1 protein-coding gene and 2 pseudogenes are annotated in these 1505 nt (G+C 66.0%); 1 reads left to right on the top strand and 2 read right to left on the bottom strand.

Features of this window, described 5'->3' with window-relative positions; genetic code table 11:
* Window positions 1-108: pseudogene (locus EOA24_RS43630) on the bottom strand (3-oxoacyl-ACP reductase); the annotation flags it as partial.
* 103 nt (window positions 109-211) lie between these two features.
* Here EOA24_RS43630 and EOA24_RS37685 point away from each other — a divergent pair.
* A complete protein-coding gene (locus tag EOA24_RS37685) occupies window positions 212-1084 on the top strand; it encodes a helix-turn-helix transcriptional regulator (RefSeq protein ID WP_126081951.1) in 873 nt (290 codons plus the stop codon).
* A 310-nt stretch (window positions 1085-1394) separates the two neighbouring features.
* On the opposite strand, the pseudogene EOA24_RS37680 reads toward EOA24_RS37685, so the two are convergent.
* Window positions 1395-1505: pseudogene (locus tag EOA24_RS37680) on the bottom strand (TetR family transcriptional regulator C-terminal domain-containing protein); the annotation flags it as partial.

The raw sequence follows: 1505 nt of genomic DNA, 5'->3' as shown, positions 1-1505 counted from the left end.
GCCATGCACCAGCACGCGGGCTCCGGCGGCGCCGAGCCTTTCGGCGACCACACGGCCGACGCCGTCGGTCGAGCCGGTGACGAGAATGGTTTTGTCCTTGAGTTCCATGTCCAGAGCCTCCTTGCGCTGCTCTGAACGGAAAGATGGGACACCGCGCGCATCCCAAACAGTTCAAACTTTATCCTGGTATCAGTACTGCTATAATACGCGCATGGATGCCGTCGCTCATTCCCCCGAAGATCACCGCCGGCGCGAGCTCGGCGCCTTCCTGCGTTCGCGGCGCGAACGGCTTTCGCCTGATGCCGCCGGCATCGCTTGCGGCGCGCGGCGGCGCACGCCGGGCTTAAGGCGCGAGGAAGTGGCGATGATCGCCGGCGTCGGCACGACCTGGTACACCTGGCTGGAGCAGGGCAGGGACGTGCGGCCCTCGGTCGAGGTGCTGTCGGCGCTTTGCCAGGCGCTGCGGCTCGACGGCGCCGAGCAGCGCCATCTGTTCACGCTCGCCGGGCGCCAGCAGCCGGAGCGGCGGCGCATCGTGCAGAGCAAGGTCGAAGGACCCTTGCTGCACATGCTGCAGAGCCTGGTGCTGCAGCCCGCCTATGTCGTCGGCCCGCGCTGGGACGTGCTGGCCTGGAATGACGCGGCGGTCGCCATTTTCGGCGATTACGGCCAGCTGGAGGGCGATGCCCGCAACATCCTCCACGGCGTCTTCACCGATCCGCACCGGCGGCACCTTTTGGTGGACTGGGAGCAGCTGGCGCGCGCGACCCTTGCCGCGTTCCGCGCCGAGAGCGCGAAATACACCGGCGATCCGGATTTCGAGCGGCTGATCGCGCTGATGATGCGCTCAAGTCCGGAGTTCCGCGAATGGTGGCCGCAGCGCGATGTCGTGCACAGGCTTTCCGGCCTGAAGCACCTGCGGCATCCGATCGCCGGCGCGATGACGTTCGAGCATATGAGCCTCTCGATCGACGACGGTTCGGATATGAGGCTGATCGTCTATACGCCGCTTGCCGAGCAGAACTCGGTAGCGAAGTTGCGGAAGCTGCTCGAGGAGCTTCCGACCGAGCGGCGCAGCGCGTGAGGTCGATTGCTGGAAGGCGGAGCCGTCCGAGAAAGGCAGCGGCAAGCCCATCACTTCGTCATCCACGGGCGGAGCAAGGAGCGTAGCGACGCAGCGCAGACCCGAGGATCCATTCCGTGACTTCAATGCGCTTCTGCGGTGCAGAATTCTGCTCCGCTGCGCCCTTCGATCAAGATAACGGAATGGATCCTCGGGTCTCCGCGTCCGCTTCGCCCGTGGATGACGAAGTGACGACGCCTCGCCAGTCTCCAAGGTCGGCAACAAGCAGATGACGGAGACGGGTCGCACCCGCTAAGCCATCTTGTCGACGCTAGCCCTTCGGCTTCAACCCATCCAGGAACAGCTGCTCCAGAAACCGCGCCGCGTCCTCGAAGCGGCCGTCGCCGCCGCGATCGGCGCCGAGCACGGCGCGGACCTGGAC

Source organism: Mesorhizobium sp. M2A.F.Ca.ET.039.01.1.1 (assembly GCF_003998035.1).
In the GTDB taxonomy this organism is placed as follows: Bacteria; Pseudomonadota; Alphaproteobacteria; order Rhizobiales; family Rhizobiaceae; genus Mesorhizobium.
Note: the sequence above shows the minus strand (reverse complement) of the source record. Positions and strands in the feature narration are given on the sequence as shown.

What these genes read in the sequence shown, in the direction of transcription:
- EOA24_RS37685 (WP_126081951.1), top strand. Translation starts at nt 212, where the DNA reads ATGGATGCCGTCGCTCATTCCCCCGAAGATCACCGCCGGCGCGAGCTC.